This window comes from Exiguobacterium sp. s146 (assembly GCF_018618415.1).
GTDB lineage: Bacteria > Bacillota > Bacilli > Exiguobacteriales > Exiguobacteriaceae > Exiguobacterium.
The window spans coordinates 96857-121762 of the sequence record NZ_JACSMA010000003.1; the positions used below are offsets into that span (position 1 = coordinate 96857).

Here is a 24906-nt window from a genome sequence, read left to right on the forward strand (position 1 = left end):
ATTCGTCACCCCAACCCGGGGACGACGAACCGCATGGAAACAAAACGAATGCACGCGACAAGCGTCACCCGTAGTCGAACCATTTACGGTGGTTCGGTAGAGACTTGTGAGCCATATTCTCACGGATATACGAGTGCGAATCTTTTATTTATATAAGATAGGACTTATTCTAGACGATATTTTATAAATTGCAACCCGTTTTGGAAAAGACGGCTAAAAGTTCGATTTTTCTGAAACTGCTGTATACTAAAGATACTGGAAAAACGAGAGGAGCCACATCCATTATGAAGCTATTCGTTTTAGGTGCCACCGGTCGGACCGGTCATCAGTTTGTCGATCAAGCCATCGAGCATGGTCATCATGTCACCGCTTTCGTACGGGAACAGAAAAAATTGATTCCGACCCCGCAACTTGAGATCATCGAAGGCGACGTCACAGACAGCGCCGCACTGACGGACGCCCTCGCTGGTCATGATGCCGTCATCAGCTGTCTCGGGACCGACTTGAGTGATTCGGACTTCTTGGCCCGCGTCACCGATGCACTCGTCCCAGCACTGAAAGCAAACGCCATCAACCGGGTCGTCTATCTCGCGTCGGCTGGAATCGACAAAGAGATTCCAGGCATCGCCGGCACGGTCGTCACGTTCATGCTTCGGAAACCGCTCCGTGATCACCGGGCCGCGGTCGACCTGTGGCGCAACTCGTCGTTCGATTACACGATCGTGCGGCCGATGCAATTGACGGACGGTCCTCGGACGTCGGTGTATCGCACGTCCGTCGACAGCGTTCCAGACAACGGGAAACAGATTTCACGGGCCGATGTCGCCCAGTTCATGTTGAACACCGTTGAAGACCAGCTCTTCATCCGTCAATCGGTTGGACTGGCGTACTAATTTTTTTCAATCCATGCTACAATATCGGATAGTCAACTTTGAAAGGAACGAATAAGAATTATGAGTATATTAACAGTACAAAACTTGAGCCACGGTTTCGGTGACCGCGCCATTTTGAATGACGTGTCTTTCCGTCTATTGAAAGGCGAACACATCGGCCTCATCGGAGCGAACGGTGAAGGAAAATCAACGTTCATGAACATCATCACACGTAAGCTCCAGCCGGACGAAGGCAAAATCGAATGGGCGAAAAACGTCCGTGTCGGTTACCTCGACCAGCACGCTGTCCTTGAGCGTGGGATGACGATTCGGGACGTGTTAAAGAGCGCCTTCCAATACTTGATTGACACTGAGACACGAATCGGTGAGCTCTATATGGAAATGGGCGATGCGACGCCTGAACAGATGGACGACATGCTCGCCGAAGTCGGCGAATTGCAGGAAATGCTCGATTCGAACTACTTTTATATCATCGATGCGAAAGTCGAAGAAGTCGCTCGCGGTCTCGGTATTTTAGATGTCGGACTCGATCGTGACGTCACGGACCTCTCAGGTGGTCAGCGGACGAAAGTATTGCTTGCGAAATTGCTTCTTGAGAAGCCGGACATCCTGCTCCTCGATGAGCCGACCAACTATTTGGACGAGGCCCATATCGAGTGGTTGAAGCGTTACCTTCAGAACTACGATAACGCCTTCATCTTGATTTCGCACGATATCCCGTTCTTAAACAGCGTCATCAACTTAGTCTACCATATGGAGAACCAAGACTTGTCACGCTATGTCGGCGACTATGACAAGTTCATGGAAGTGTACGAGATGAAACGCTCGCAGCTCGAATCGGCGTATAAACGCCAACAGGCTGAAATCGCCGATTTGAAAGACTTCGTTGCCCGCAACAAGGCCCGTGTCTCGACACGGAACATGGCGATGTCACGTCAGAAGAAACTCGACAAGATGGACGTCATCGAATTGAGCGCGGAACGTCCGAAGCCAGAGTTCCGGTTCTTGCAGGCCCGCACGTCAGGTCGTCTCATCTTTGACGCCAAAGGTCTCGTCATCGGTTACGATGAGCCGCTCTCACGTCCGCTCGACCTCCAGATGGAGCGCGGTCAGAAAATCGCCCTCGTCGGTGCGAACGGAATCGGGAAAACAACGCTGTTGAAGAGTCTGCTCGGCATGATCAACCCGCTTGAAGGAACCGTCGAACGCGGTGAGTTCTTGGAAATCGGGTACTTCGAACAAGAAGCCCCTGTCAGCAACAACACGTGTATCGAAGAGATTTGGAGCGAGTTCCCATCACTCAACCAACAACAAGTCCGGGCCATGCTCGCGAAATGCGGTCTCATGACGAAGCATATCGAGAGTAAAATCGCGGTCCTCAGTGGTGGAGAGAAGGCGAAGGTCCGTCTCTGTAAACTACAAAACAACGAATCGAACTTGCTCCTCCTCGATGAGCCGACGAACCACTTGGACGTCGACGCGAAGGAAGAGTTGAAGCGCGCGTTGAAAGAATATAAAGGCAGTATCCTACTCATCAGTCACGAACCGGAGTTCTATCAAGACATTGTCACCGACGTCTGGAACTGTGAATCGTGGACGACAAAAGTATTCTAATCCGTGTAGAGGAAGTGGCGTATGGCTGGCCCGATTCAAGTAAACGAACGCATCGTTCTGTATGACATCATTCGAGGTTTTGCCCTGTGTGGCATCTTCCTCGTCAATATCCCCACGATGCTCGGGAGCGACTGGATTTTCGGTCGCACCGATTATGCGGGGAGCGATTTACTCGTCCGGACGCTATTCGATTTGTTCGTCCAGACGAAGTTTTATACGATCTTCTCGCTCTTGTTCGGAATCGGCTTCTCGATTTTCCTCGAGCGTTCGTATGCGCGCGGGGACTCGGTCAGCCGTTATATCCGCCGGATCGCCATCTTGTTCCTATTCGGACTCGCTCACCTGGCCATTTGGTCGGGTGACATCTTACATACGTATGCGATGTGGGGCTTGTTGCTCCCACTGTTTTATGGATTGAGCAATCGGGCGATTTTGACATGGGCATGGAGTTTATTGATTGGGAGCTTTTTACTGTTCTATGTTTCGTCCATCTATCTAGAATGGGCTTTAGGATTTATGTCTATTGGCGGACCGTTCCCGGCCGTCTTTAATTCCGGATTCGGTCCGTGGTTCGATTACCGCTTGGACAATGAGATTTTTGACATGTTCCAAAACTCATTTTTCGTCGGGATTGAAATTCTAAGCCTGTTCTTGTTCGGCCTGTATATCGGACGGGAACGGAAACTCCTCACGTGGAGCATCCGCGGATTGACCCGGACGGCCATCATCTGTGCGGTAGCGGCCCTCCCGTTCTTCGCAGTTATTGTCTGGCATCACTACGGTGGCGGTGCCGAGTATTCGGCGACGAATTCTGCGGCCGTCCTCGTCTCCGGCAAACTGCTTGCGACGATGTACGTCTGTCTGTTCACGATCGCCGTCCGCAACGGACGCGCGTTCCGGCCGCTCCAGGCGCTCGGCCGCATGGCGCTGACGAACTATTTGACGCACACACTCGTCGTCGTCCTGCCGGTCATCGCCCTCGGCTACTACGGTCGCTTGTCGTTGACGGAAGGATTGTTCTTGAGCATCGCGATTTTGATTGCCCAGGCGTTCTTCTCGATGTGGTGGCTCAACTCGCGTCGATACGGCCCGTTCGAGAAGTTATGGCGCATCGGCACATACGGCATGAAAACTAAATAATCGTCAGACCGGACTTCCTTGTCCGGTCTTTTTTTGTGCAGGTAGGAAATGGAAAGATGACATGCTATTCTAGGTGGAGGAAAACGCTTGCACGAATAAGGAGGAACGTATGTCACAGTTAGCCATCGAGGTGAAAGGCCTCGTCAAACAGTACAAAATCATGGAGCGGGACGCTGGGCTTAAAGGTGCCATCAAAGCGCTATTTACCCGGAAATATCGCATCAAGGAAGCCGTCAAAGGCATCGATCTCTCCATCATGCCCGGGGAGCGCGTCGGCTATATCGGCTTCAACGGGGCTGGTAAATCGACGACGATTAAAATGCTGGCCGGCGTGTTGCGTCCCGATGCCGGCTCGGTCCACGTCTACGGGGTCGACCCACACGAGGAACGGGTCAAAAATGCTCGGCAAATCGGGGCCGTGTTCGGTCAACGGACGCAGCTGTTCTGGGACATCCCGGTCCGTGAGTCGTTCGATTTGCTCCGCGAGATTTATGAAGTGCCGCGCGACGAGTTTCAAGAGACGGTGACCTGGTTCATCGAACGGCTGCAGCTCGACCCGCTGCTCGACGTCCCGGTCCGCCAGCTGTCGCTCGGACAGAAGATGCGCTGCGAGCTCGCCGCCGCCTTCTTGCATCGTCCGCGCGTCGTCTATTTGGATGAACCGACAATCGGTCTCGACATCGACATCAAAGAGACGATTCGGGCGTTCATTCGTGAGATTAGCGACGCTTGGGGCACGACCGTCATTTTGACAACGCACGACATGCAAGACATCGAAGAAGTGTGTGACCGGGTCATCGTGCTCGATGAAGGACGCATCATTTATGACGATCGCATCGAGACGCTCAAGCAGACGTTCAACAATGAGCGCACACTCGAAATCACACTCGACGAAGGGAGCACGTTCACGTTGCCACCAGCAGTGACCGGACTCGTCATGCGACTCGAGACCGAAGAAGAGACGATTCAGCTCGCCTTCAACCATCACGAGATTTCGAGTGGTCAGCTCATCCGTGAAATCGTCAACTGCAATCAAGTGAAAGACCTATCTGTCGTCGTGCCGAAAATGGAGGCGCTCATCCGGAATCTATATAAGACCGGGGTGAGCGCATGAAGCTTCGAAAATATATCGCGCTCGCCGTGTCGCAGATTAAAGTCGATATGGCGTATGCGGCCTGGTATTGGGCGAGCATGTTTTCGGTGACGATGCGCTTGTTCATCCTCTACTTCTTTTGGCAGGCCGTCTATGAGAATAAGACGGAGGTATCCGGGATTGCGCTCTCGACGATGTTGACGTATGCCGTCCTCGCGACGATGCTCGACCAGTTTCGCGGCAGTGCCGGCCGTGAACTCGCCCATCTGATTAAACATGGAGGTGTCGCGATTGAGCTGCTGCGGCCCTATCACTTGCTCGATAAACTGCTCGCCCAAGACCTCGGGGCGAAGACATCGACGTTCTTTAGGGCGACACTGCCGCTCCTCGTCATTGCGATGCTCTTCATTGGTGTCGATCCCCCAACTTCGATCGAGGCCGCGTCCGCTTTCGCTGTCAGTGTCGTGCTCGCGGTCCTGCTCGCGACGTTAATCGACTTGCTCGTCGGCGTGTTATCGTTTTATACGGTCAACGTCTGGGGGCTGTCCGTCCTGCAGGAGGCCGTTATCACGATCATGTCGGGCGCACTCGTACCGTTGACGCTGTTCCCGGACTGGTTCCAGACAATCAGCCTCTACTTGCCGTTCGCCTCACTCGTCTATGTCCCGGTCGCCATCTATACGGGTGAAATCACAGCATCCGGCATTTGGCCATCCATCCTGATTCAACTTGGATGGGTCGCGGCATTCTTCATCTTTGTGCGTCTGTTATTCGCCTATGCGGTTCGGAAAGTGACGGTGTTCGGCGGATGAAACGATACGCAAAACTATATTGGTTGTATGCAAAAAATCACTTCAAAGTGATGATGGAATACCGGATGGACTTCTTGATTGGGGTTTTGTCCGTCTTCGGTCAACAGTTCGCCGCCCTCTTCTTTTTATCGATTGTGTTTCGTCATATCGAGTCGTTGAACGGCTGGGGCTTTTATGAGATTTTATTCATTTACGGCATCGCTTTTTTAGGCCGCGCCATCCACCACATCTTTTTCGACAACCTATGGACGATCGGTTGGCAGTACATCCGGACTGGAAACTTGGACCGGATTCTCATGCGCCCGGTCAATCCGCTCTTTCAAATCGTCGCCGAGCGGGTGCAACAGGACGGCTTCGGTCAACTGTTGATTGGCGGGAGCGTCCTTTGGCTCGCCTCGAACGAGCTCGGCATGGTGTGGAGTGTCATGGATATTTTCGTCCTGCTTGTCATGGTGCTCGCGAGCGGCATGATTTATATCGCGGTCAACCTGTTCTTCGCGACGTTCTCGTTTTGGATGATCGATAGTCTGCCGGTCGTCTTCGCTGTCTTCAGCTTGAGCGACTTCGCCCGCTATCCGATGACGATTTATTCGAAAGTCATCATGTTCGTGTTGACGTACATCATCCCGTTCGGCTTCACCGCGTTCTATCCCGCCATGTACTTTTTCGAGGGACGCGGCTTTACGCTGTTCGCACTGGCGACACCGTTCGTCGCGGCGTTGAGCCTCGTCCTCGCCTATCGATTTTGGCTGTTCGGACTACGGGCGTTCGCCAGTACAGGGTCATAACTCCATCGAGAAAGGAATGATGCCATGAACATCACGAAACAGTGGAATTCGGAAGATAGTGAATGGATTCGGCAACGATTAATCGAATACAATTCGGCTCAATTACTAGAAGAAGTGAAAACACCCGTCCAACAAGTCAGCTTCATCTTAAGAAATGATGAGGAAGACATCGTTGGTGGTGTGACGGGAACAATTTTTTGGCAGACGCTGCACGTTAACTTTTTATGGGTCGATGCGAGCGTTCGTGGTTTAGGATACGGCAAGCAATTGATGCGTGACATCGAGCAATTGGCCGTCGATCAAGCATGCAGACTGATTCAACTCGATACGTTCAGTTTTCAGGCGCCCGAGTTTTATATCGGCCTCGGCTATGAGGTCGTCGGTGTGATTCACGGCCATCCGACACCGGAGCACCAGCAGTATTACTTGAAAAAGTCGCTAGCTGTTTAATCGACCATCAAAAAAGGCTCGAAGCAGATGAATCTGCCTCGAGCCTTTATCGTTTCTTAGTTCGTCGCCGCTGCTGTGAGCACCGGTACGATTTGTTTCTTTCGTGACACGACGCCAGGAAGTGTCGCGAGTCCGTCTAACAATTCAACATTGAACGCTTGTTCGAACAAATCATGCTTCGAACCGACGACGAGCGCCTCCGAATCGTTCGTCAAGATGTTCGTGATGGCGAAGACGAACAAGTCGAGTTCTTTTTTGGCAACTGTTTCTGCCATCGCCGCCTCGACTTCAGCTTTACGGCTCAACACATCGTTCGCGTCGACCGTGTTCACTTGCGCGATTTCAATGCGGTAATCGCCCATCGCAAACTCTTTCGCATCGAGCGAGATGAGTTCTGGGATTGTCTTTTGGCTGAGGTCCGCTCCCGCTTTCAACATCTCGAGACCGTATGTCTCGAGGTCTGTACCTGAAATGGCTGCGAGTTCTTTTGCCGCCTTGATGTCCTCGTCTGTGCATGTCGGTGACTTGAACAAGAGCGAGTCCGAGATAATCGCCGATAGCATCAATCCTGCCATGTCAGGCGCGATTTCGACACCGTGCTCTTTATAGAGTTTGAGCAAGATTGTCGCTGTACAACCGACCGGCTCGGCCCGATAGTAGAGGGCGTCCGCTGTTTCGAAGTTGGCAATCCGGTGGTGGTCGACGACTTCGAGGATGCGCACGTCCGCGATATCCTCCGCACTTTGTTGGAACTCGTTATGGTCGACCAAGATGACCGAGTTCACTTCGTCGGACACACGTTCTACGAGGCGTGGCGCCTTGACGCGGAAGTGGTCGAGCGCATATTGCGTCTCCCCGTTCACGTCACCGAGGCGGACTGCCTCAGCGTCCATTCCTAACTTTTTCTTGAGCTCCGCGTAAGCGAGCGCCGAACAAATCGTGTCTGTATCTGGATTCTTATGTCCGAAGACTAATACTGTACTCATCATGCATTCTCCTCACTATGATAGTTTTCCCTTATCCATTATACCGTCTATCCTTATTCTTTCAATTGCCAAACAAAAAGAGCCTCGAGGGCTCTTATGCTTGTTCATCTTCATCCGTCTCTTCGAGGTCCGAATGGTCACCCTTCGAATCTTCTTCGTGCGAGATATCTGGTTGGTCTCGTTTCAACTTCTCACGCTCTTCTTGGTCACGCTTGTCTTTTTCCGACATGTGTCTCACCCTTTCGGTTTTGTCATGTCGTAGACTGTTCCCCGAGCTGGAATGCTCTAAACGAATGTATTGTTTCTGTTAACAAACTGTGATGTCACGCTTGAACGAAGACGACCTCGTCGCCTCGGATCTCGACGTTGACGTCTTGTCCTTGGAATAACCACTCGTCCTGTTCAGCCACGACGAAGCGAATCCCGTCCGCTTCCGTCTCGACGGCTGCATTGTCGATGTCTTCTGTGATGACGCCTACCGAGAAACCGTGCGTCAAATCGGTCGAACCCCCATATTTGGCGAATAGGCGCACCGTCTGGCCTGCCTCGACTTCCATCTCATCTTTAAAGAATTGGAGTGCTTCTTCTGTCACGTTAATCTTCATCTGTCATCCTCCTCTCGACTTCTGTCTCCATTCTAATCGTTTCAGAAAAACCGAGCGAGGAAGTTGCCTAGAGGGTCGTCCCAGGCAAATACGTGACCGTTAAACTGTTTGTCACCGAAGCCCCGCCGTTCATCTCCGCAAACGTCACATCGAACAACGTCCGACCGATGTCTTCGTTTGGCGAGTGCATCGTCGACAGACCGAACGCCTGACCGATTGGATGCCCATCGAAGCCAAGGATGGCGACTTCGTCCGGGATGCTGACACCGCGACGGCGCAACTCCCCTAAAAAACCGAGCGCCACATAATCCGACGAGAAAAAGAGCGCTCGAGGACGCTCTTGTTGACGTAGAAACGCATCGGCCAATTCGATTCCATCCTCGCTCGTCAAGTAGCCGGTCCAGATCCATCGCTCACGCGCAAGTTCGACTTCATCGAAGTACGCTTGCTGACGCGCGATGGAGCTTGGACTGTCTTGTCGTGACAACACGATGCCAATCTCGGCATATCCGGCTTGAGCCAAAACACGCAGACCGGCGACGAACGCGGTGTAATGATCGACGTGGACCGAAGAAATCGTCGGCGGTGCCCCCACGGTCGCGACCGCGATCGGGCCGAACTGTCGATACGCTTCCATCTCGTCGAATGACATCGTATGGGATAACAGAATCGCCCCATCGACTTCACGGTGCTTCAATAAATCAAGCGCTTGCCGCTCTTGGTCGAGCTGATACTCTGTCTGCCACATGACGAGTCGGTAATCTCTTTGGAGGGCCGCTTTCGCGAGCCCGTTGACGAACAGTCCGTAATACGGATGATTCAAATACGGCAACACGACGACGAAACGCTGCGTGCGACCGGTCGATAACGTCAGCGCCTGCTGATTCCGTAAATAGCCGAGCTCGGCCATCGCCCGTCGCACCCGTTCACGCTTCTCTTTCGACACGTACGGGTGCTCATTGAGCACCCGTGACACCGTCGTCACGGATACGTCCGCATATTTTGCGATATCTCGAATGTTCGCCATCCTGTTTCACCTCAATTTGTCAGTCTTTGCATATAGTGTACCCACTCTGCCTCCTGACTGTCACCTTTCGCAATCACTTGTTTCCGGATGGCTTGGACGAGGCGAAACCGTTCTTCGACGGGTAAATGAAGAAACTCGTCTTGGAAACGGGTGCACAACATTCTTCCGAGCGGTGTATACAACTGATTGATGACGAGTTCGTAGACGATTCCACTACACCATGTCTTCCACGTTGTCGGATTCATGAGTCTTCCCTCCTTTGACTTAACCGTACAGTCTGAAACGCGTTTCAGAGCAAGCACTATTTTTATTTCGTCTATTTCCGAACATTCAGCGCTTACATGAGAATTTTTAAGGTTTTTTCGCTCGAAATCATTGACGGCAGCCGACTCATTTTGTATAGTCATCAAGTTGATAACGTTTATTCGACGATTGACGAACGATATCGTTCGGAAATTACTAATGATAGGGAGTTTTACTCATGAACTTTTTTCAATTGAAACAACATGGAACGAACGTTAAACAAGAAGTGATGGCCGGCATCACAACGTTCGTGACGATGGCGTACATCTCCGTCGTCAACCCGGCGATTCTGTCAGACGCCGGCATCCCGTTCGCTCAGGCGTTCACGGCGACCATCATCGCCATCTTGATCGGTACCGGACTCATGGCGTTTTACGCCAACCTTCCAATTGCTGTCGCACCAGGGATGGGACTGAACGCATTCTTCGCATATACGCTTGTCGCTCAGCAACAGATCGCACCGTCGGCCGCACTCGGCGTCGTCTTCGTCTCGTCGGTCTTCTTCTTGATTTTGTCGCTGTCACCGATTCGGACGAAACTGATTCAAGCAATCCCAGCGTCGCTCAAGCATGCCATCACGACCGGGATCGGGTTGTTCATCGCCTCGCTCGGATTGAAGTTGTCAGGTCTTATCGTCGCGGATGAGGCGAACCTCGTCCGTCTCGGAGACTTGTCATCACCGAGTGTCCTACTCGTCCTCGGTGGCTTGATCGTCTCGGCGCTCTTGTTCTCGCGGAACGTCCCCGGCTCGCTCCTCATCGGGATGGTGCTCACCGGAATCGCCGCCTATTTCATGGGTCTATTGAAAATTGAAGGCGTGACGGCAATGCCGACCTTGCCGGAAGGGCTTATGGTTAATCCGCTCACGGCGTTCTCAGACGTCATCCAATACGGCTTGTTCGGTGCCGTCCTGTCATTCTTCCTCGTCACGTTATTCGACACGACGGGTACGCTCGTCGGAGTCGGAAAACAGGCCAACCTGTTGAAAGAAGATGGGACGATCGAGAACGGGCACCGCGCCTTGTTCGCGGACTCGCTCGCGACGATGGGTGGCTCACTCGTCGGGACGAGCCCGTCGACGGCCTATATCGAATCCGCTGCCGGTGTCGCTCAAGGTGGACGGACCGGTCTTACGACAGCGGTCGTAGCTAGCTTGTTCGGCCTCACGCTTTTCTTCAGCCCGCTCATCGGCGCCATCTCTGGTGTCGCTGCCATCACAGCACCAGCCCTCATCATCGTCGGCGCACTCATGTTGACGAACGTCCGCTATATCGACTGGACAGACTTCAGTGAATACTTCCCAGCGTTCATGACGATTCTCATCATGCCGCTCTCAGGTAGTATCGAACGCGGGATCGCCTTCGGGTTCATCCTGTATCCGATCTTTAAAGCAATGAACAAAGAGACGGTCCACCCGCTCATCTACTTGTTCGGTGCGCTTTTCATCTTGGAAATGTTCTTCCTCTGATATGTAAGTTGACCCTCGTCGAAAGACGAGGGTTTTTCTGTTATCGAGCACGGGAACACTGTCTTATATCAGGTTAGGCCTGAATCTTACTTCATTATCATTTAGTTCTCAATTAGACAGGATTTTACATTTTTTTTTAGAGAATCGCCCCATTTTTCTGTTTTGCTTCGGTTTGTTATGGAATAATAACCGTGAAACCGTTTACGAATCACACTATGAACAGGAAAGAAGGAATGGACATGCCTAAAGTGGCACTGTTCGTCACTTGTCTCTCGGATACGTTGTTCCCATCGGTAGGACAAGCGACGGTCGAACTGTTAGAACATCTAGGTTGTGACGTCAGTTTCCCGTTTGAACAGACGTGTTGCGGCCAGCCCGCCTATAACAGCGGCTACCATGAAGAGACGAAGAAGATTGCGAAGCATATGATTGAGACGTTCGAGAAGGCCGATGCCGACTATATCGTCGGTCCATCTGGTTCATGTGTCATGATGATGCGCGACTATCCGCACTTGTTCAAAGACGATCCGGCCTGGAAGATGCGGGCCGAGGCCCATGCGGCGAAGACGTTCGAGTTGACGCAGTTCATCGTCGACGTGCTGGAAGTGACAGACGTCGGAGCCAAGTTCCCGGCCAAGGCAACGTATCACGCGTCTTGTCATATGACGCGCCTCCTCGGAATCGAGGCGGCACCGGGGCAATTGCTTAAACAAGTCGACGGCTTGACGATGCTCCCGCTCGAGAACGTCCATAACTGTTGTGGCTTCGGGGGGACGTTCTCTGTCAAAATGCCGGATGTCTCGGTGCAGATGGTCGACGAGAAAGTCGAATCGATTTTGAACTCGGGGGCCGAGGTGCTCATCGGGGCGGACGCCTCGTGTCTGATGAACATCGGGGGACGCCTGCACAAACAAGGGCATCCAATCAAAGTGATGCATATCGCGGAAGTGTTGAACGAAGGGGTGAAACAAGCATGAGCATGGGGATTCGGTTAGATGAGAAGTTTCAGGATCGACGGAAAGACGGGATCGACAATCCGTTCATGCGCCAGGCCGTCAGCTCGGCGCAAAACCGTCTGCGTGACGGTCGCTTAAATGCGGCAGGGGAACTCGGAGATTGGGAAGCGTTCCGGGACCATTCGGAAGAGATTCGCCAGCACGTGCTCGAACATCTCGACTACTACTTATATCAATTGAGCGAGAATATCTCGAAACGGGGCGGGAACGTCTTCTTCGCCGAGACGCCGGAAGAAGCAAACCGCTATATCCGGGAAGTCGTGCGCGCTAAGAATGCCAAGCACGTCGTCAAATCAAAGTCGATGGTGACAGAAGAGATCGGCTTGAACGAGGCGCTCCATGAGGAAGGATGCACGGTTGTCGAGTCCGACCTCGGGGAATGGATCCTTCAACTCGATAACGACCCGCCGTCGCATATCGTCGCCCCGGCCCTTCATAAAGACCGGAACGCCGTCCACGAGACGTTCACGGCCCACGGCTACGAAGGAACGAACGATCCGACCGAGCTCGGACGCTATGCTCGTCGCGAGCTGCGAAAAGACTTTTTGAAAGCGGAAGTCGGGATCACCGGCTGTAACTTCGCCATCGCTGAGAGCGGTGCCGTCGGTCTTGTCACGAACGAAGGAAACGGGCGCATGGTGACGTCGCTTCCGGACACCGTCATTTCGGTCATGGGGATGGAACGGATCGTCCCGTCGTACGAAGAATTCGAGGTACTCGTCAACATGTTGTGCCGGAGTGCCGTCGGTCAACGACTCACATCGTATATCACGACATTCGCCGGTACGAGAGGGTTTGGTGAGGTCGATGGGCCAGAAGAGTTCCATCTCGTCATCGTCGACAACAAACGCTCCGGTATCCTCGGCACACAATTCCAGTCGGTGCTTCAATGCATCCGTTGCGCGGCCTGCATCAATGTCTGTCCAGTCTATCGTCACATCGGCGGTCATGCCTATGGCTCGATTTACCCGGGTCCGATTGGTGCCGTGCTCGCCCCGCTCCTCGACGGTTACGAGAACTATAAAGAGTTGCCGTACGCCTCGAGCCTATGCGGGGCCTGTACGGAAGCCTGCCCGGTCAAAATCCCGCTCCACGAGCTGTTGATTGAGCATCGCCGTGTCATCGTCGAAGAGAAAAAACAGTCACCGTTCGTCGAACGCATCGCTATGAAAGGCTTCGCAGTCACGTCGTCGAGCCCGTTCTTGTTCGAAGCGGCCGAACACATCGCGCCGTTCGCATCGTCCCCGTTCACGAAAGCGGGACAAATCGATAAAGGCTTGCCAGCCTGGACAGATTCGAAAGACTTGCCGCAACCGGCCAAGCAGACGGTGCGGGATTGGTTCAAGAAACGGGGGAATGCAGAATGAATCCAGGAACGATCACCAACCGCGAGGACTTTCTAAAACGAATCGCGGGACAGCTCGGACGTGATGTCGACTTGACGCCGCCGAAACGAGTGTACAAGCATCGTCCGCAAGACGAGGTGTTGAAAGACGCGTCCGACGAGGAACTGCTCGAGACGTTCCGGATGGTCGCGACACGCATCCACACCGACGTCGTCGAATGCGAGTCGGCTAATCTCGATGATACGCTCCGCCTGTTGATTGAACGATATGACGGGAAGGCCATCATCGCCGAACATGACGACCGGATTCAGACGTGGGCACCCCAGACGAGTGAATCGTTCAACTGGTGGGATGCTGAGCGTCCGGAAGACAGTCGTGCCCTCGCCATAAAAGCCGATATCGGTATCACGATTGCCGACCAGGCGCTCGCCGAGAGTGCGACAATCGTCCAGTACGCCGCGCCAAGCAAGTCACGCACAATCAGCTTATTGCCACGCGACCATATTGCCATCATCCCGAAATCCGTTCTCGTGCCGCGGATGACACAGGCAGCCAAAAAATTAGCTGAACTTGACCGCACCGGTGACCTCGCTTCGCCGAACGGTGTCAATTTCATCTCCGGTCCATCGAACTCAGCCGATATCGAGATGAATTTGATTGTCGGGGTCCACGGACCGGTCCGTGTCGCCTACGTGCTCGTTCACGATTTATAAACAAAAAGACTCGCGCGTGAATGGCTCACGCGCGAGTCTTTTTATGTTTATTCGACCGTGATGCTCCCGTTCGAGCTCGTCAGCTTGAGTTCGACCGTCCCGTCTCCGAACGTCCGCTCATTCGCCCGGTCCCCGAACAGCTCGACTTTGCCGTTTCTCGTCTTGGCCCGGATGACGGCGTCATGCGGCTCTCGCTTCAGACGCACGTCGATGCGTCCATTGTTCGTCTTCAGACGGACCGGATGCTCGAGCGCATCAATGATACAGTCGATACGTCCGTTCGACGTCTTCGCCTCGACCGCACCTGTCACATCATGGATATCGAGACGGCCGTTCGACGACTGAATCTCGAGACGATTCACCGTCGAGCCGAGTACTTCCACGTGTCCGTTCGATGATTGTGCGTCGAGGTCCTGTCCTGTCATCGACGTGAGACTGACCTTCCCGTTCGACGAACGGAATGAACCTCGCTTGGCGCTCACCGTGTGCGCCGTGATGCCCCCGTTCTCACTCTCGACTTCGACCGATGCGGCTTCAAGATTGCGGACGTCACAAGAACCGAGCCGGTTTTTCAGGACGACTTGCTCGTACGCATGGCGCGGCAGCTCGACATGTAGCACCGGGGCCTTCGTCACCGCCCAGGCGAACAAATTCGATAGCCCGAACCGGCGCTCCGACTCGATTCGAATCTCAAGTGTGTCCCCGACAATCTCCATCGTCACCCCATGATCCCGTTCCGTCTCGAGCGTCGCGTAAGCAAAGCCGTCATGAGACGGCACGACTTGGACGTGCGCCTGCAGCACGTTAATCGAGACGTTGCGGAACGCCACGTTCTGACTTTTGACAACGGCCGGTTCTTTACGCACCTCAGACGACGGCTCGGCCGAGTCGAGCAACTCGCTTGCGAGCGCGCTCGGGGTCCCGAGCTCTTCAATCATCGCCGCATCCGTCTTCCCATCGATCCGTCCGCTCGCAAAGTATTCTGACACATCCCGTAAAATATCGACCCGCTCGATGACGCTCATCCCCATGAGTAACCGTTCGAGTTCCAATAAATACTGTTCTTCTGTCATTTGTCCGTTCCCCCTTCAATCAATTCGTTGACACCGGTCGTGAACGTTTCCCATTCCGCACGCAACTCCGCCAAATGCGCTTTCCCCTGCTCCGTGATCGTGTAATACTTTCGCGGCGGCCCTTCTGCCGATTCCTTTAAGTACGTCGTGAAATACCCGTCCGACGTGAGTCGCCGCAGGAGCGGATAGACGGCCCCTTCCGAGATGGCGACTTTCGCCGAGATGGCTTGCACGAGCTCGTACCCATAACGGTCGTGCGTCTCGACGAGCGCGAGCACACATAAATTGAGCACGCCTTTCTTGAACTGAGGATTCATTCCCTCGCCTCCTCTACTATATATTAAACAATAGCTCATCATTTACTATTATTCAATAGACAATAGTTGATTTTCCGGTTATTTCTTGATTGGTGGCAACATCTGGTTTAAATCTGTACAATGAAGGAACGACACTCGCAGGGTATTTGTCACAGTAGGAATGTACGCAGTTCCAGGAAGGAACGGTCTTTATGAAAGCATGGATTGACCAGCGGATCGGAAGACAGTTTTTATTCGTCTTCTATTTATTCATCGGACTGATCCTCCTTACCTCACTTGCCGTATACATGTATACGGAAAACCGAATCGAACAGACGACATCATCGCTCGAGAACATTAGTGAACGTCGCACGAACGCGACCGAACTATTCGAGACGTGGCAGTCGATGCAATATGAAATGCGTGGGTATGTCATCCTCGGCGACGAGGCGATGCTCGCCCGCGTGAAAGACAAACAAGAATTGATTGAGATTCAAACCGCTTGGTTCGAGACGAATGCGGTCACGGACAAAGAGAAGACGTATGCCAGCGATGCGCGGACACTCTTCTCGGCCTACCAGCAGCGTGTCATGCCGAGCCTAGAACGCTATGTCATCGCCAAACGCGAAGGCACGGTCACCGAACCGTTCTTGAAAATGCCGACGCTCGGCAAAGTGACGCCGCAAGCGGAGCCGCCTGCCGACCGTAAATTCAAAATCAACTCGAAAAGTGCGGCGGATATGAGCGCGAGCATCGTCGATATGGAGACGGTGTTCACCGAATATCGCAACTCGTTGAACGAAGAAGAGAATCAGTTGCGGGAACAACTCGCCACCCACACCAAATGGGCGCAAGTGCTCTGGCTCCTGTCCCTCCTCGCCGTGTTGCTCGTCCTCTTTATCGCAGCCCGTCCTTACGTGAAGCGTTTGACCGGCCAACTGCAGAACTTGATTATCAACAGTGAGCGGCTGGCAGATGAACGAATCATTCCGATTCCAGCGGCCGTCTCTTCGCGAAACGAGGTCGGACAATTGACGAACTCGTTCCGTCAAATGGCCTCTTCGCTCGCGACGCAACGCAACCAAGTCGAGGAGGAACGCGAGAAAACAGCACGCCTCCTACATTCGATTCGTGATGCGGTCATCTATGTCGAGCATACGACACATGAGAGGTTCGCCAACCAAGCCCTCTTCGTCATGTTCAATCAAGCCGCCACGAAACGAAACGAGATGGACTTGTATCGCTTGGATGCCGATTTAGAAGAACTCGGTCTTCAAGTCGATCAAAAAGACTCATTCTTCTCGTTCATGCGCCGTGCGTTTGACGGCGAGAGCATGGAAGAAAGTGTGACCTTCTCGATGAATCAGGAAGAACGGTTCATCCAGATGTATGCGGAGAAAATCCACTTGCGTGGCACCCGTCACGGCACGATGCTCGTTTTCCGCGACGTGACACAAGAGACCGAGGTCGACCGTCTGAAAACGGAACTCGTGTCGACCGTGTCGCATGAATTACGCACACCGCTCACGAGCATTATCGGATTCACCGAGCTGCTTCGCTATCGGACGATGCCTGCGGAGCGCATTGAGCAATATTTAGGGATGATTCACAAAGAGACGCTCCGTCTCGAGGACTTGATCTCCAACTTGCTCGACGTGCAACGGATGGAGTCCGGCAAACAGACGTATCACAGTCAACCTGAAAGCCTACATGCCATCTTGAAAGAGACGATCGCCATCCATCAAGGCGCGAGTGAGCATCATCAGCTCTCCCTCGAATGTGATACGAATCTATACGTATATGGTGATCGGGATCGCCTGAGTCAACTGTTCACGAACATGCTCCACAATGCGATCAAATATTCACCAGATGGCGGAAAAGTCGCTGTCTGTGTCACGAACGACAAGTCCGACGTCATCGAGATTTCGATTCAAGACGCCGGCATCGGCATTCCAGCCTCGGCGTTGCCGAAACTGTTCGACAAGTTTTATCGTGTCGACAATTCGGCCAGTCGGAAAATCGGCGGCACGGGCCTCGGCCTCGCCATCTGTAAAGAGATTGCCGAAGGACATGGCGGAACGATTCACGTCGATTCGAGCGTCGGCCACGGCTCGACGTTCACCATCATCTTGCCGAAATACGCGGCGGAAGATCAACTCAGCAGTTAATACACAAAGGGAGGCTTCGCTTGACGCGGAGCCTCCCTGTTGTCATTGCACTTTATTTTCAGGACCGAATGATGGATAGAGCGACAGACCGCCGTCCGCGAAAATCGTCGCGCCGGTGACGTACGATGACTCGTCTGAGGCGAGCCATGCCGCAACGGCTGCAATCTGTTCCGGACGCCCGATTTCATGGGTCGGGATGAGCGCCTCGAGCCCTTTCTTCTCTTCCGGGTCTTGCATCGTCTCTTCATTGATTGGTGTGTCGATGGCACCTGGTGCGATGCCGTTGACGCGGATCTTGTTCGGCGCGTATTCGAGCGCGACCGATTTCGTGAACATCTTGACGCCACCTTTACTCGCTGCATAATGCGTGTAACCTGGACGCGGAATCACTTCATGCACCGATGACATGTTGATGATGTTCCCTTGAATCTCGTGATCGACAAAGTATTTGAGGGCGGCACGCACACCGAGGAACGTACCCGTCAAGTTCGTGTCGATGATTTTCTTCCAGTTATCGAGTTCCATCTCGTGCGTCTTCGCTTCGACCTGTACGCCGGCGTTGTTGACGAAGATGTCCATCTTCCCGAACTCAGCGACGGCCGTTTCAATCATCTTCTCGGCGAGTCCTTCTTCGGCGACGTCCCCTTTGACGGCGACCGCTTTCCCACCGGCGGCCTCGATGCCTTGAATGACCTTGTTCATCTCGTCCTCGCTGCTACGATAGTTCAGGACGACGTGAACCCCTTCCTTCGCATATCGTTCCGCGATGGCGCGCCCGAGTCCCTTCGAACTTCCGGTGATGACCGCGACTTTTCCTTTTAGTTCTGGATAGTTAGCCATATCAATTCCTCCTTCGTCTCTTCTCGATTTGTAGTTCCCTCATTCCCCTCTTCATCAAACCTTTCCGACTGTTTTTTGAATATTTTTGGTAAATCTACTATACTGAAACAAACTATTCGTTTTCAGGGATTTCCCTGAACGACATACGACTTAACGTTAATGGAGGTGACTCCCCGATTTTTGGGGGAATTTTTGGACAGTCCCATGTTACTCAGCTTATTGATCGTCGCCTTGCTCATTTTTATGACCGCCTTTTTCGTGGCGGCCGAATTCTCCATCGTCAAAGTGCGTGGTGCCCGACTCGACCAACTCGTGCTCGAAGGGAACAGCCGGGCCGCTGTCGCCAAGAAAGTGATCGAGAATCTCGATGACTCGCTATCGGCCTCACAGTTCGGCATCACCCTCGCCGCCCTCGGGCTCGGTTGGATCGGCGCGGACCAAATCGAAGGGATGATTCAACCGCTCGTCGACCGCTTGAACGTCTCAGCGTCGCTCGCGACCTTCCTCTCGTTCTTGATCGCCTTTTTACTGATCGCCTTCTTACACGTCGTCATCGGGGAGCTCGTCCCGAAGACGCTTGCCGTGCATGAAGCCGAGCGTTTGACGTTACTCGTCGCCCGACCGCTCTATTTCTTCACGAAATTACTGTATCCGTTTATCCATGTGTTGAACGGGACGGCCCGGTTGACGTTGCGCTTGTTCGGCGTGCAGACGACCGCGCAAGAGACGGCGCACTCGGAAGAAGAATTGAAAATCATCATGACCGAGAGCTTCCGCAGTGGAGAAATCAACGAGAATGAGCTCGCCTACGTTCAAAACATCTTCTCCTTCGATGAACGTGTCGCCAAGGACGCGATGGTCCCACGGATGAATATGGTGACCATCGACGAAGAAGACTCGATTGAGACGATTATCGCTACCGTCCAAGAACATCAATACACCCGTTATCCGGTCACGCGTGATGGCGACCGCGATGACGTGCTTGGTTTCATCAACGCCAAACAGTTATTCACCGCCCAACTCGTCAAAAGTGACGCCCCGTTCGAGACGTTCATTCATCAGCTGCCGCTCGTGACGGAATTCACACCGCTCCAAGAAGCGATGGTGAAGATGCAGAACGCGCGGACGATGATGTGTCTCGTCATCGATGAGTACGGCGGTACGGCTGGCCTTCTCACGATTGAGGACATCCTCGAGGAAATCGTCGGAGAGATTCGCGACGAGTTCGACCGTGACGAACAAGCAGAAATCACCGAGATCACACCCGGCCATTACCGATTGTCCGGTCTCGTCTTGACGCAAGAGATTGAAGAACGGTTCGGCATCGAAATCGAGGATGACGTCGATACGATCGGTGGTTTCGTCTTATCACGGAAAGCGAATGCCCGCACCGGTGAACGGTTCGTCTTGCCGGGCGACCATGAGCTGATCGTCCGTGAAATCGATAATCACCGCGTCGTTTTCGTCGACTTGATTCTGGCCCATAAAGACGAGATTCAACCTGAGCTCGACTGACTCCATGAACCGCCCTCCCCGTTTTTTCGGGGAGGGCTTTTCGGAGAGCGGCCGAACTGTCGCTATATTTTCATGTCCTGTCGTGATATACTGCACATATGTTGCTAATTTGAGTGCGTGCCACTCATTGACACAACATCACCGAACAGTTCATCAATGTTCGGTCCAACAACTACAGAAAGAAGGTTACGCATGGAACGTAAACTATTTTTAATTGACGGAAACTCCATGCTGGCCAGTGCCTACTATGGTGCCGCCGCGAGCCGAACGAAAAAAGGACGCGAGGTATCTAAAAACGATCGGAGTGCCGTCATCGGTATGACCGGCCTCATCCGGACGATTCTACGCAGACATCGTCCGACTCATTTTGTCGTCGTGTGGGACGTCTCACGTGAAACATTATGGCGCCGCGAGCTTTATCCAGGCTATAAACGCCGTCGCCGCCAGACACCACCCGAGTTGAAAGCACAAATGGAACTCATGCGCCAATTGCTTGAAGAGAGCGGGATTCCGCAATATCAAGTCGAAGGCTATGAAGGTGAAGATTTGATTGCCCATATCGCTCGGAAATTCAGCTGTAGCGCCCCTGTCGTCATCATGACGAAAGACAAGGACTTGCTTCAGCTCGTGAGCCCACGCATCACCGTCTGGCTTCAAACGCAAGAGCTGCAACAAATGCAGGCTCGTTGCGACATCAAAGACAATCGCCCGCTCCCGCTCAAGCGACATCTCGAGATTCGCCCTGAAGAGATTGCGGCATTGTACGAGGGATTGAAGCCAAAACAGCTCTCAGCAGTCAAAGCATTGACAGGAGACCGTTCAGACGGGATTCCACCTGTGGCCGGATTAGATGAAAGTCAATCGGTCCAGTTAATCAAACGCTTCGGTTCGCTCGACAAGCTTTACACGGCGCTCAGCGTCAAAGGCGACAAACGACAACTAATCAATGAAACGATCGCGGCACTGACGTCAGAAGAAGTGCCCCGTAACTTGAGACGCACACGTAAAAAGGCCGAGCGCAACATGGAGCTCGTCCGTCTCGATGTCACGGTGCCAGAACTTGAGCACTTGAAACTCGCTCATCTTGAGCTCAGTATCAATTCAAAACGTGTCGAACAAGCGTATCAAAAACGCGGCATTCGTCTCTCGTTTGATTCAAGTCAAAAGAAAATCTCAGCACGCTAAAAAAGCGCGGACAATTAGTCCACGCTTTTTATATTGACCGTGATGCCGTCTTCATCGGTGAGCGACCACTCCGATGTCGTCCCACCGAGTGCTCGATTCGTGGCCGCATCGACCACGAGCGTCCACGCCTCAAGACCTGCCTCTTGTCCCATCGGCTGGCTCGGCCGGGCCCAGACGTTCGTCCCGATGTGGTGGTGATACCCATCGGCCGCTAAAAACAAGGCACCCGGATACGAATCGGTCGTCACCGTGAAACCGAGACGATTTTGATAGAATAATTTTGCCGCTTCTAGGGAACGTACTTTGAAGTGGACATGCCCCATCGTCGTCCCGTTCGGCAGACCTGTGAACGGACGGTCGGCTGCCGCCTCGAGCATCGATTCATACTCGACCGGGTCCGTCGACATCTTCACATGACCGTTCGCTTCGTATTCCCACTGCTCCCGGGGACGGTCGGCGTAAAGCTCGATGCCGTTGCCTTCCGGGTCGCTCAAATAGAACGCCTCGCTGACCAAATGATCTCCTTGGCCGACTTCAATCCGTTGTTCAATCAAATGACGAAGAATCCGTCCGAGTTCGATACGGTCCGGCAAGAGGATGGCCATATGGAACAAGCCGGCCGCTCGTGGATTCGGACGCACCCCGCTCACTTCATGCAAGACGACAAGCGCCATCTCACTCGTTCCGAGTGTGACGCGATTCTCCTCCGTCTCGAGGACGTCCATGCCGATGACACGTTCATAATACGTTTTCATCGTTTCTAAATCGTTGACGCGCAATGTGACGGCGCCGAGTTTAATGTTTGTCAATTTCATTGTTGATCACCTCTAACCTCAGTATACCCGCTAAGTAGAATCGACAGAAGACGGCACAAAAAGGTGGTATAGTTACCTCAAGGATACTGTAGAGAGGAGTGAGACTGATGCCACTGATTTCAAGTTGTGAAGTCGATACCGCGCTCGAGTTGATCACGGGGAAATGGAAACCGTCGATTTTACTCGCGCTCATCAATGGAGACACGTTACGGTTCAGCGAATTGAAACGCTCGCTCCCAAATATCAGTCAAAAGATTTTGACGGCACAGCTTCGCGATTTAGAGGAGCAAGACATCATTATCCGCACCGTCTATCCGGAAGTACCGCCTCGTGTCGACTATCGCTTGAGCGAGTATGGGAAGACGCTGATTCCTGTCCTCGAGACGATGAACGCTTGGGGCATCCAACACGCAGCACGAATGCGTCAAAAATGATTGTCCACATGTGGATAACTCGTTTCCGTATTTCCATCCATCACTTATCCACAGGAGGCTCACATGATTCGTTATCCACAATTGACCAGACATCACTTCGGTGTGACGGCCCCTTCGTCTGGCGTTCCCGCTGAATTGCACGGCTTGCTCCACGAGGCCGAGGCGACGTTCAGCCGCCACGGGTTCACGCTCCAATTCGAGCCATCGGTTTGGACGCAAGACAAAGCAAAATCGGCACCCGCAAAAGTCAGGGCCGATGAATTGACGCGGTTGTTCCATGATGATGCCATCGATTTGATTATCCCGCCATGGGGCGGCGTCCTGTTGATTGAGTTGCTAGACGCGATTGACTGGGACGCGCTCCCACCGAAATGGATGCTCGGCTATTCGGACGTCAGCCTATTCCTATTCGTGTACACGCTCAAAACGGGGATTGCCTCGGCTCACGGGACGAACCTTGTCGACCTGCGCGGCGAGGAATGGGATGCGACGAGCTCGCGTTGGCTCGATGTCGTATCCGCGAAAGAAGGCGAGACGGTCATCCAACTCGCATCGGAACAGTTCCAAAAAGAGTGGCAACACGAGAACCCGAGCCCGCACGTGTATCATTTGACCGAACCGACGGAGTGGAAATCAATTGGCGGGACAGAGGCGACCGGACGACTGCTCGGCGGCTGTATCGATGTGCTATTGCATACGATCGGCACACCGTACGGCGACGTCGCCACGTTCCAACAGAAACATTTAGACGGAGAGCCGATTCTCTGGTATTTCGAGAACGCCGAGCTCGATGTTCCCGCACTCAAACGGACCCTGCTTCAAATGAAGTGGGCCGGTTGGTTCGATCATACGTCTGGCATTCTGTTCGGGCGCAGCTCAGCCCAACAACCCGTTCAAGGCTACACGGCAGAAGACGTGTATGCGGAACTGCAGGACTTACTCGACGTTCCTGTTATTTACGATATCGACTGCGGGCACGTCCCGCCGCAAATGACACTCATCAACGGTGCCCACGCCTCCATTCAAGTCGAGGACGGCAAAGGGACACTCATTCAAACGTTCAAGGGCTGACGCGTCAGCCCTTGATTTTTTTGATGAGCGACATCAGATGGCTGCGGAAACGACCTTCCGGGAACAGACCCACTTCTCGTTCAATCAACGGGACCCACTCATCCCCACACCCATGACTCGTTCCAATTAATAACCCTTCAAAATAAATCGCTTGATCGACAAACCCATGCTTTGCCCATTGATCATGATGCTCTAACAGTTTCAAAAACGATTGCCGGGCTGCCTCTGTTTCACCAGTCAAGGCGAAATAGACACCTTTACTCATCTCGAACGCCGCGATGAATTCTGTATTTCCATCTAGCAGTTGGTTCATGACCACAATCTGTTGATGGAGCAGCTCCGTCTTCCGATATTCAATCGCATAGAGCGCTTCCGTCATCGCCAAGCGTATTTTCATCGTCACATCGTCCGTGAAATTCGTGTATTGTTTCGCTTTTTGTAGCGCATCGACAATCGCCGCTTCATCTTTTAAATAGAGGGCACAAATCGCAATCGTTCGATATACATCGTCGACCCGATAATACATTTTCGTTCGTTTCATATAATCGAGCGTGTCCTCGAGACGACGAATCGCGCCTGGTAAATCATCGTCATACAACATGTTCCGGAACACCATCAACATGCTGAATTCGACGCGAGTCTTCGTCTTCATACTTCTCGAATCAATCAATTCAATCGTATCAATCCGTTCTATCGCCTCATCAAACCGATTCCACATGAGCAGATAAAACGCTTGGCTGATGCGAGCCATAATCAGTTCTTCTTTCTCCTCGAGCCGCTCAAACACCTCGATTGCCCGATCATACCACTCCAACAGTTGTTGTTGATTCCCGCTATAAAATACACTGTCCGCGAGTAACGTGTACGCCTTCCCTTGCCATACGGAGTTCATCTCCACGTCCAAATAAGGGAGGAGCGCCTTCTGAACGGCATCGTCTTCCCATGAGTGGAGACCTCCTTGCGTATATTCAATCTCTTCGACAATCTTCTGTAAGTCCGCCTCACGAGGGTCGACGAGCAATGACTGTACCGTCACATCCAAGCGTTTCGCGATTTCACGAAGGCTGCGCATCGACGCCTCCGCTTTGTCGTTCTCAATCATACTGAGCATCGATTTCGTGATAATGCCTTCCGCGAGCTGACTTTGCGTCAGTTTTTTTTCTTTGCGTAACGCTTTAATCCGTTGTCCAATCATAGAGCACCTCTTAAAAGTTAAATTTAATTGAACTTTTTATATACAAATCGGTCGTCAGCA

Annotated in this window: 26 protein-coding genes and 1 riboswitch; of the genes, 16 read left to right on the forward strand and 10 right to left on the reverse strand. The window is 52.9% G+C overall.

Annotation, left to right across the window (positions count from 1 at the left end):
* Positions 1-51: 51 nt before the first annotated feature.
* Positions 52-153, reverse strand: a riboswitch (purine riboswitch).
* Between the two features lie 131 nt (positions 154-284).
* From KNP83_RS11020 to KNP83_RS11050, 7 genes are all read left to right on the forward strand, one after another.
* On the forward strand, positions 285-893 hold the full coding sequence (locus KNP83_RS11020) for an NAD(P)-dependent oxidoreductase (protein WP_214762504.1): 609 nt from the start codon (positions 285-287) through the stop codon (positions 891-893).
* 60 nt (positions 894-953) lie between these two features.
* Positions 954-2507 carry an ABC-F family ATP-binding cassette domain-containing protein gene (locus tag KNP83_RS11025; RefSeq protein WP_214762505.1) on the forward strand — a complete coding sequence of 518 codons (1554 nt, stop codon included), beginning with the start codon at positions 954-956 and terminating at the stop codon, positions 2505-2507.
* Between the two features lie 21 nt (positions 2508-2528).
* A complete protein-coding gene (locus KNP83_RS11030) occupies positions 2529-3647 on the forward strand; it encodes a DUF418 domain-containing protein (RefSeq protein ID WP_214762506.1) in 1119 nt (372 codons plus the stop codon).
* A 109-nt stretch (positions 3648-3756) separates the two neighbouring features.
* On the forward strand, positions 3757-4761 hold the full coding sequence (locus KNP83_RS11035) for an ABC transporter ATP-binding protein (protein WP_214762507.1): 1005 nt from the start codon (positions 3757-3759) through the stop codon (positions 4759-4761).
* Complete coding sequence (locus KNP83_RS11040; RefSeq protein ID WP_214762508.1) at positions 4758-5552, forward strand: ABC transporter permease; 795 nt, start codon at positions 4758-4760, stop codon at positions 5550-5552. The genes KNP83_RS11035 and KNP83_RS11040 overlap by 4 nt, the downstream gene beginning before the upstream one ends.
* On the forward strand, positions 5549-6340 hold the full coding sequence (locus KNP83_RS11045; RefSeq protein WP_214762509.1) for an ABC transporter permease: 792 nt from the start codon (positions 5549-5551) through the stop codon (positions 6338-6340). The genes KNP83_RS11040 and KNP83_RS11045 overlap by 4 nt, the downstream gene beginning before the upstream one ends.
* Before the next feature lie 24 nt (positions 6341-6364).
* Positions 6365-6790: a GNAT family N-acetyltransferase gene (locus KNP83_RS11050; RefSeq protein WP_214762510.1), complete on the forward strand. Its 426-nt coding sequence runs from the start codon at positions 6365-6367 to the stop codon at positions 6788-6790.
* 56 nt (positions 6791-6846) lie between these two features.
* Here the strand turns inward: KNP83_RS11050 and KNP83_RS11055 are convergent, their stop codons facing one another.
* The 5 genes from KNP83_RS11055 to KNP83_RS11070 form a co-directional block, all read right to left on the reverse strand.
* Positions 6847-7776: a manganese-dependent inorganic pyrophosphatase gene (locus KNP83_RS11055; protein WP_214762511.1), complete on the reverse strand. Its 930-nt coding sequence runs from the start codon at positions 7774-7776 to the stop codon at positions 6847-6849.
* 94 nt (positions 7777-7870) lie between these two features.
* Entirely contained in the window at positions 7871-8005 is a 135-nt protein-coding gene (locus tag KNP83_RS15180) for a hypothetical protein (RefSeq protein WP_285801567.1), read from the reverse strand.
* Between the two features lie 94 nt (positions 8006-8099).
* Entirely contained in the window at positions 8100-8381 is a 282-nt protein-coding gene (locus tag KNP83_RS11060) for a HesB/YadR/YfhF family protein (protein ID WP_021068075.1), read from the reverse strand.
* Positions 8382-8448: 67 nt separating this feature from the next.
* Positions 8449-9408: a LacI family DNA-binding transcriptional regulator gene (locus KNP83_RS11065; protein ID WP_214762512.1), complete on the reverse strand. Its 960-nt coding sequence runs from the start codon at positions 9406-9408 to the stop codon at positions 8449-8451.
* Positions 9409-9419: 11 nt separating this feature from the next.
* A complete protein-coding gene (locus KNP83_RS11070) occupies positions 9420-9653 on the reverse strand; it encodes a hypothetical protein (protein ID WP_214762513.1) in 234 nt (77 codons plus the stop codon).
* A 236-nt stretch (positions 9654-9889) separates the two neighbouring features.
* Here KNP83_RS11070 and KNP83_RS11075 point away from each other — a divergent pair, with 236 nt between their 5' ends.
* The 4 genes from KNP83_RS11075 to KNP83_RS11090 all read left to right on the forward strand — a co-directional run bounded on the left by KNP83_RS11075 (position 9890) and on the right by KNP83_RS11090 (position 14254).
* Complete coding sequence (locus KNP83_RS11075; protein ID WP_214762514.1) at positions 9890-11179, forward strand: NCS2 family permease; 1290 nt, start codon at positions 9890-9892, stop codon at positions 11177-11179.
* Positions 11180-11418: 239 nt separating this feature from the next.
* Positions 11419-12156 carry a (Fe-S)-binding protein gene (locus tag KNP83_RS11080; RefSeq protein WP_214762515.1) on the forward strand — a complete coding sequence of 246 codons (738 nt, stop codon included), beginning with the start codon at positions 11419-11421 and terminating at the stop codon, positions 12154-12156.
* A gap of 2 nt (positions 12157-12158) precedes the next feature.
* Entirely contained in the window at positions 12159-13562 is a 1404-nt protein-coding gene (locus tag KNP83_RS11085) for a LutB/LldF family L-lactate oxidation iron-sulfur protein (RefSeq protein ID WP_483297900.1), read from the forward strand.
* Positions 13559-14254 (forward strand): LutC/YkgG family protein, encoded by a 696-nt coding sequence (locus KNP83_RS11090; protein ID WP_214762517.1) that lies wholly within the window; start codon positions 13559-13561, stop codon positions 14252-14254. The genes KNP83_RS11085 and KNP83_RS11090 overlap by 4 nt, the downstream gene beginning before the upstream one ends.
* Positions 14255-14301: 47 nt before the next feature.
* On the opposite strand, the gene KNP83_RS11095 is transcribed toward KNP83_RS11090, so the two are convergent.
* Entirely contained in the window at positions 14302-15327 is a 1026-nt protein-coding gene (locus tag KNP83_RS11095) for a DUF4097 family beta strand repeat-containing protein (RefSeq protein WP_214762518.1), read from the reverse strand.
* On the reverse strand, positions 15324-15644 hold the full coding sequence (locus KNP83_RS11100; protein WP_214762519.1) for a PadR family transcriptional regulator: 321 nt from the start codon (positions 15642-15644) through the stop codon (positions 15324-15326). The genes KNP83_RS11095 and KNP83_RS11100 overlap by 4 nt, the downstream gene beginning before the upstream one ends.
* 191 nt (positions 15645-15835) lie before the next feature.
* Here KNP83_RS11100 and KNP83_RS11105 point away from each other — a divergent pair, with 191 nt between their 5' ends.
* Positions 15836-17791, forward strand: coding sequence for an ATP-binding protein (locus tag KNP83_RS11105; protein ID WP_214762520.1), 1956 nt, complete (start codon positions 15836-15838; stop codon positions 17789-17791).
* Positions 17792-17833: 42 nt separating this feature from the next.
* Here the strand turns inward: KNP83_RS11105 and KNP83_RS11110 are convergent, their stop codons facing one another.
* Positions 17834-18631: a glucose 1-dehydrogenase gene (locus KNP83_RS11110; protein ID WP_214762521.1), complete on the reverse strand. Its 798-nt coding sequence runs from the start codon at positions 18629-18631 to the stop codon at positions 17834-17836.
* Positions 18632-18823: 192 nt separating this feature from the next.
* On the opposite strand from KNP83_RS11110, the gene KNP83_RS11115 reads away from it, so the two are divergent.
* On the forward strand, positions 18824-20146 hold the full coding sequence (locus tag KNP83_RS11115) for a hemolysin family protein (protein WP_251139344.1): 1323 nt from the start codon (positions 18824-18826) through the stop codon (positions 20144-20146).
* A gap of 192 nt (positions 20147-20338) precedes the next feature.
* On the forward strand, positions 20339-21331 hold the full coding sequence (locus KNP83_RS11120) for a 5'-3' exonuclease (RefSeq protein ID WP_021068063.1): 993 nt from the start codon (positions 20339-20341) through the stop codon (positions 21329-21331).
* 14 nt (positions 21332-21345) lie between these two features.
* Here KNP83_RS11120 and KNP83_RS11125 read toward each other — a convergent pair whose 3' ends face one another.
* Positions 21346-22146: a VOC family protein gene (locus tag KNP83_RS11125; protein ID WP_214762522.1), complete on the reverse strand. Its 801-nt coding sequence runs from the start codon at positions 22144-22146 to the stop codon at positions 21346-21348.
* Between the two features lie 107 nt (positions 22147-22253).
* Between KNP83_RS11125 and KNP83_RS11130 the strand changes: the two genes are divergently transcribed.
* Together KNP83_RS11130 and KNP83_RS11135 are read left to right on the forward strand one after the other, a co-directional pair.
* The gene (locus KNP83_RS11130) at positions 22254-22580 is read left to right on the forward strand and encodes a winged helix-turn-helix transcriptional regulator (RefSeq protein ID WP_214762523.1); all 327 of its coding nucleotides are present in this window, start codon (positions 22254-22256) and stop codon (positions 22578-22580) included.
* Between the two features lie 63 nt (positions 22581-22643).
* Positions 22644-23651 carry a S66 family peptidase gene (locus tag KNP83_RS11135; protein WP_214762524.1) on the forward strand — a complete coding sequence of 336 codons (1008 nt, stop codon included), beginning with the start codon at positions 22644-22646 and terminating at the stop codon, positions 23649-23651.
* Between the two features lie 4 nt (positions 23652-23655).
* On the opposite strand, the gene KNP83_RS11140 is transcribed toward KNP83_RS11135, so the two are convergent.
* Positions 23656-24846, reverse strand: coding sequence for a helix-turn-helix domain-containing protein (locus KNP83_RS11140; RefSeq protein WP_214762525.1), 1191 nt, complete (start codon positions 24844-24846; stop codon positions 23656-23658).
* Positions 24847-24906 lie beyond the last annotated feature (60 nt).

Excerpts from the sequence above, each read along its gene's own strand:
- KNP83_RS11020 (WP_214762504.1), top strand. The coding sequence starts at position 285 with ATGAAGCTATTCGTTTTAGGTGCCACCGGTCGGACCGGTCATCAGTTT.
- KNP83_RS11025 (WP_214762505.1), top strand. The coding sequence starts at position 954 with ATGAGTATATTAACAGTACAAAACTTGAGCCACGGTTTCGGTGACCGC.
- KNP83_RS11030 (WP_214762506.1), top strand. The coding sequence starts at position 2,529 with ATGGCTGGCCCGATTCAAGTAAACGAACGCATCGTTCTGTATGACATC.
- KNP83_RS11035 (WP_214762507.1), top strand. The coding sequence starts at position 3,757 with ATGTCACAGTTAGCCATCGAGGTGAAAGGCCTCGTCAAACAGTACAAA.
- KNP83_RS11040 (WP_214762508.1), top strand. The coding sequence starts at position 4,758 with ATGAAGCTTCGAAAATATATCGCGCTCGCCGTGTCGCAGATTAAAGTC.
- KNP83_RS11045 (WP_214762509.1), top strand. The coding sequence starts at position 5,549 with ATGAAACGATACGCAAAACTATATTGGTTGTATGCAAAAAATCACTTC.
- KNP83_RS11050 (WP_214762510.1), top strand. The coding sequence starts at position 6,365 with ATGAACATCACGAAACAGTGGAATTCGGAAGATAGTGAATGGATTCGG.
- KNP83_RS11055 (WP_214762511.1), bottom strand. The coding sequence starts at position 7,776 with ATGAGTACAGTATTAGTCTTCGGACATAAGAATCCAGATACAGACACG.
- KNP83_RS15180 (WP_285801567.1), bottom strand. The coding sequence starts at position 8,005 with ATGTCGGAAAAAGACAAGCGTGACCAAGAAGAGCGTGAGAAGTTGAAA.
- KNP83_RS11060 (WP_021068075.1), bottom strand. The coding sequence starts at position 8,381 with ATGAAGATTAACGTGACAGAAGAAGCACTCCAATTCTTTAAAGATGAG.
- KNP83_RS11065 (WP_214762512.1), bottom strand. The coding sequence starts at position 9,408 with ATGGCGAACATTCGAGATATCGCAAAATATGCGGACGTATCCGTGACG.
- KNP83_RS11070 (WP_214762513.1), bottom strand. The coding sequence starts at position 9,653 with ATGAATCCGACAACGTGGAAGACATGGTGTAGTGGAATCGTCTACGAA.
- KNP83_RS11075 (WP_214762514.1), top strand. The coding sequence starts at position 9,890 with ATGAACTTTTTTCAATTGAAACAACATGGAACGAACGTTAAACAAGAA.
- KNP83_RS11080 (WP_214762515.1), top strand. The coding sequence starts at position 11,419 with ATGCCTAAAGTGGCACTGTTCGTCACTTGTCTCTCGGATACGTTGTTC.
- KNP83_RS11085 (WP_483297900.1), top strand. The coding sequence starts at position 12,159 with ATGGGGATTCGGTTAGATGAGAAGTTTCAGGATCGACGGAAAGACGGG.
- KNP83_RS11090 (WP_214762517.1), top strand. The coding sequence starts at position 13,559 with ATGAATCCAGGAACGATCACCAACCGCGAGGACTTTCTAAAACGAATC.
- KNP83_RS11095 (WP_214762518.1), bottom strand. The coding sequence starts at position 15,327 with ATGACAGAAGAACAGTATTTATTGGAACTCGAACGGTTACTCATGGGG.
- KNP83_RS11100 (WP_214762519.1), bottom strand. The coding sequence starts at position 15,644 with ATGAATCCTCAGTTCAAGAAAGGCGTGCTCAATTTATGTGTGCTCGCG.
- KNP83_RS11105 (WP_214762520.1), top strand. The coding sequence starts at position 15,836 with ATGAAAGCATGGATTGACCAGCGGATCGGAAGACAGTTTTTATTCGTC.
- KNP83_RS11110 (WP_214762521.1), bottom strand. The coding sequence starts at position 18,631 with ATGGCTAACTATCCAGAACTAAAAGGAAAAGTCGCGGTCATCACCGGA.
- KNP83_RS11120 (WP_021068063.1), top strand. The coding sequence starts at position 20,339 with ATGGAACGTAAACTATTTTTAATTGACGGAAACTCCATGCTGGCCAGT.
- KNP83_RS11125 (WP_214762522.1), bottom strand. The coding sequence starts at position 22,146 with ATGAAATTGACAAACATTAAACTCGGCGCCGTCACATTGCGCGTCAAC.
- KNP83_RS11130 (WP_214762523.1), top strand. The coding sequence starts at position 22,254 with ATGCCACTGATTTCAAGTTGTGAAGTCGATACCGCGCTCGAGTTGATC.
- KNP83_RS11135 (WP_214762524.1), top strand. The coding sequence starts at position 22,644 with ATGATTCGTTATCCACAATTGACCAGACATCACTTCGGTGTGACGGCC.
- KNP83_RS11140 (WP_214762525.1), bottom strand. The coding sequence starts at position 24,846 with ATGATTGGACAACGGATTAAAGCGTTACGCAAAGAAAAAAAACTGACG.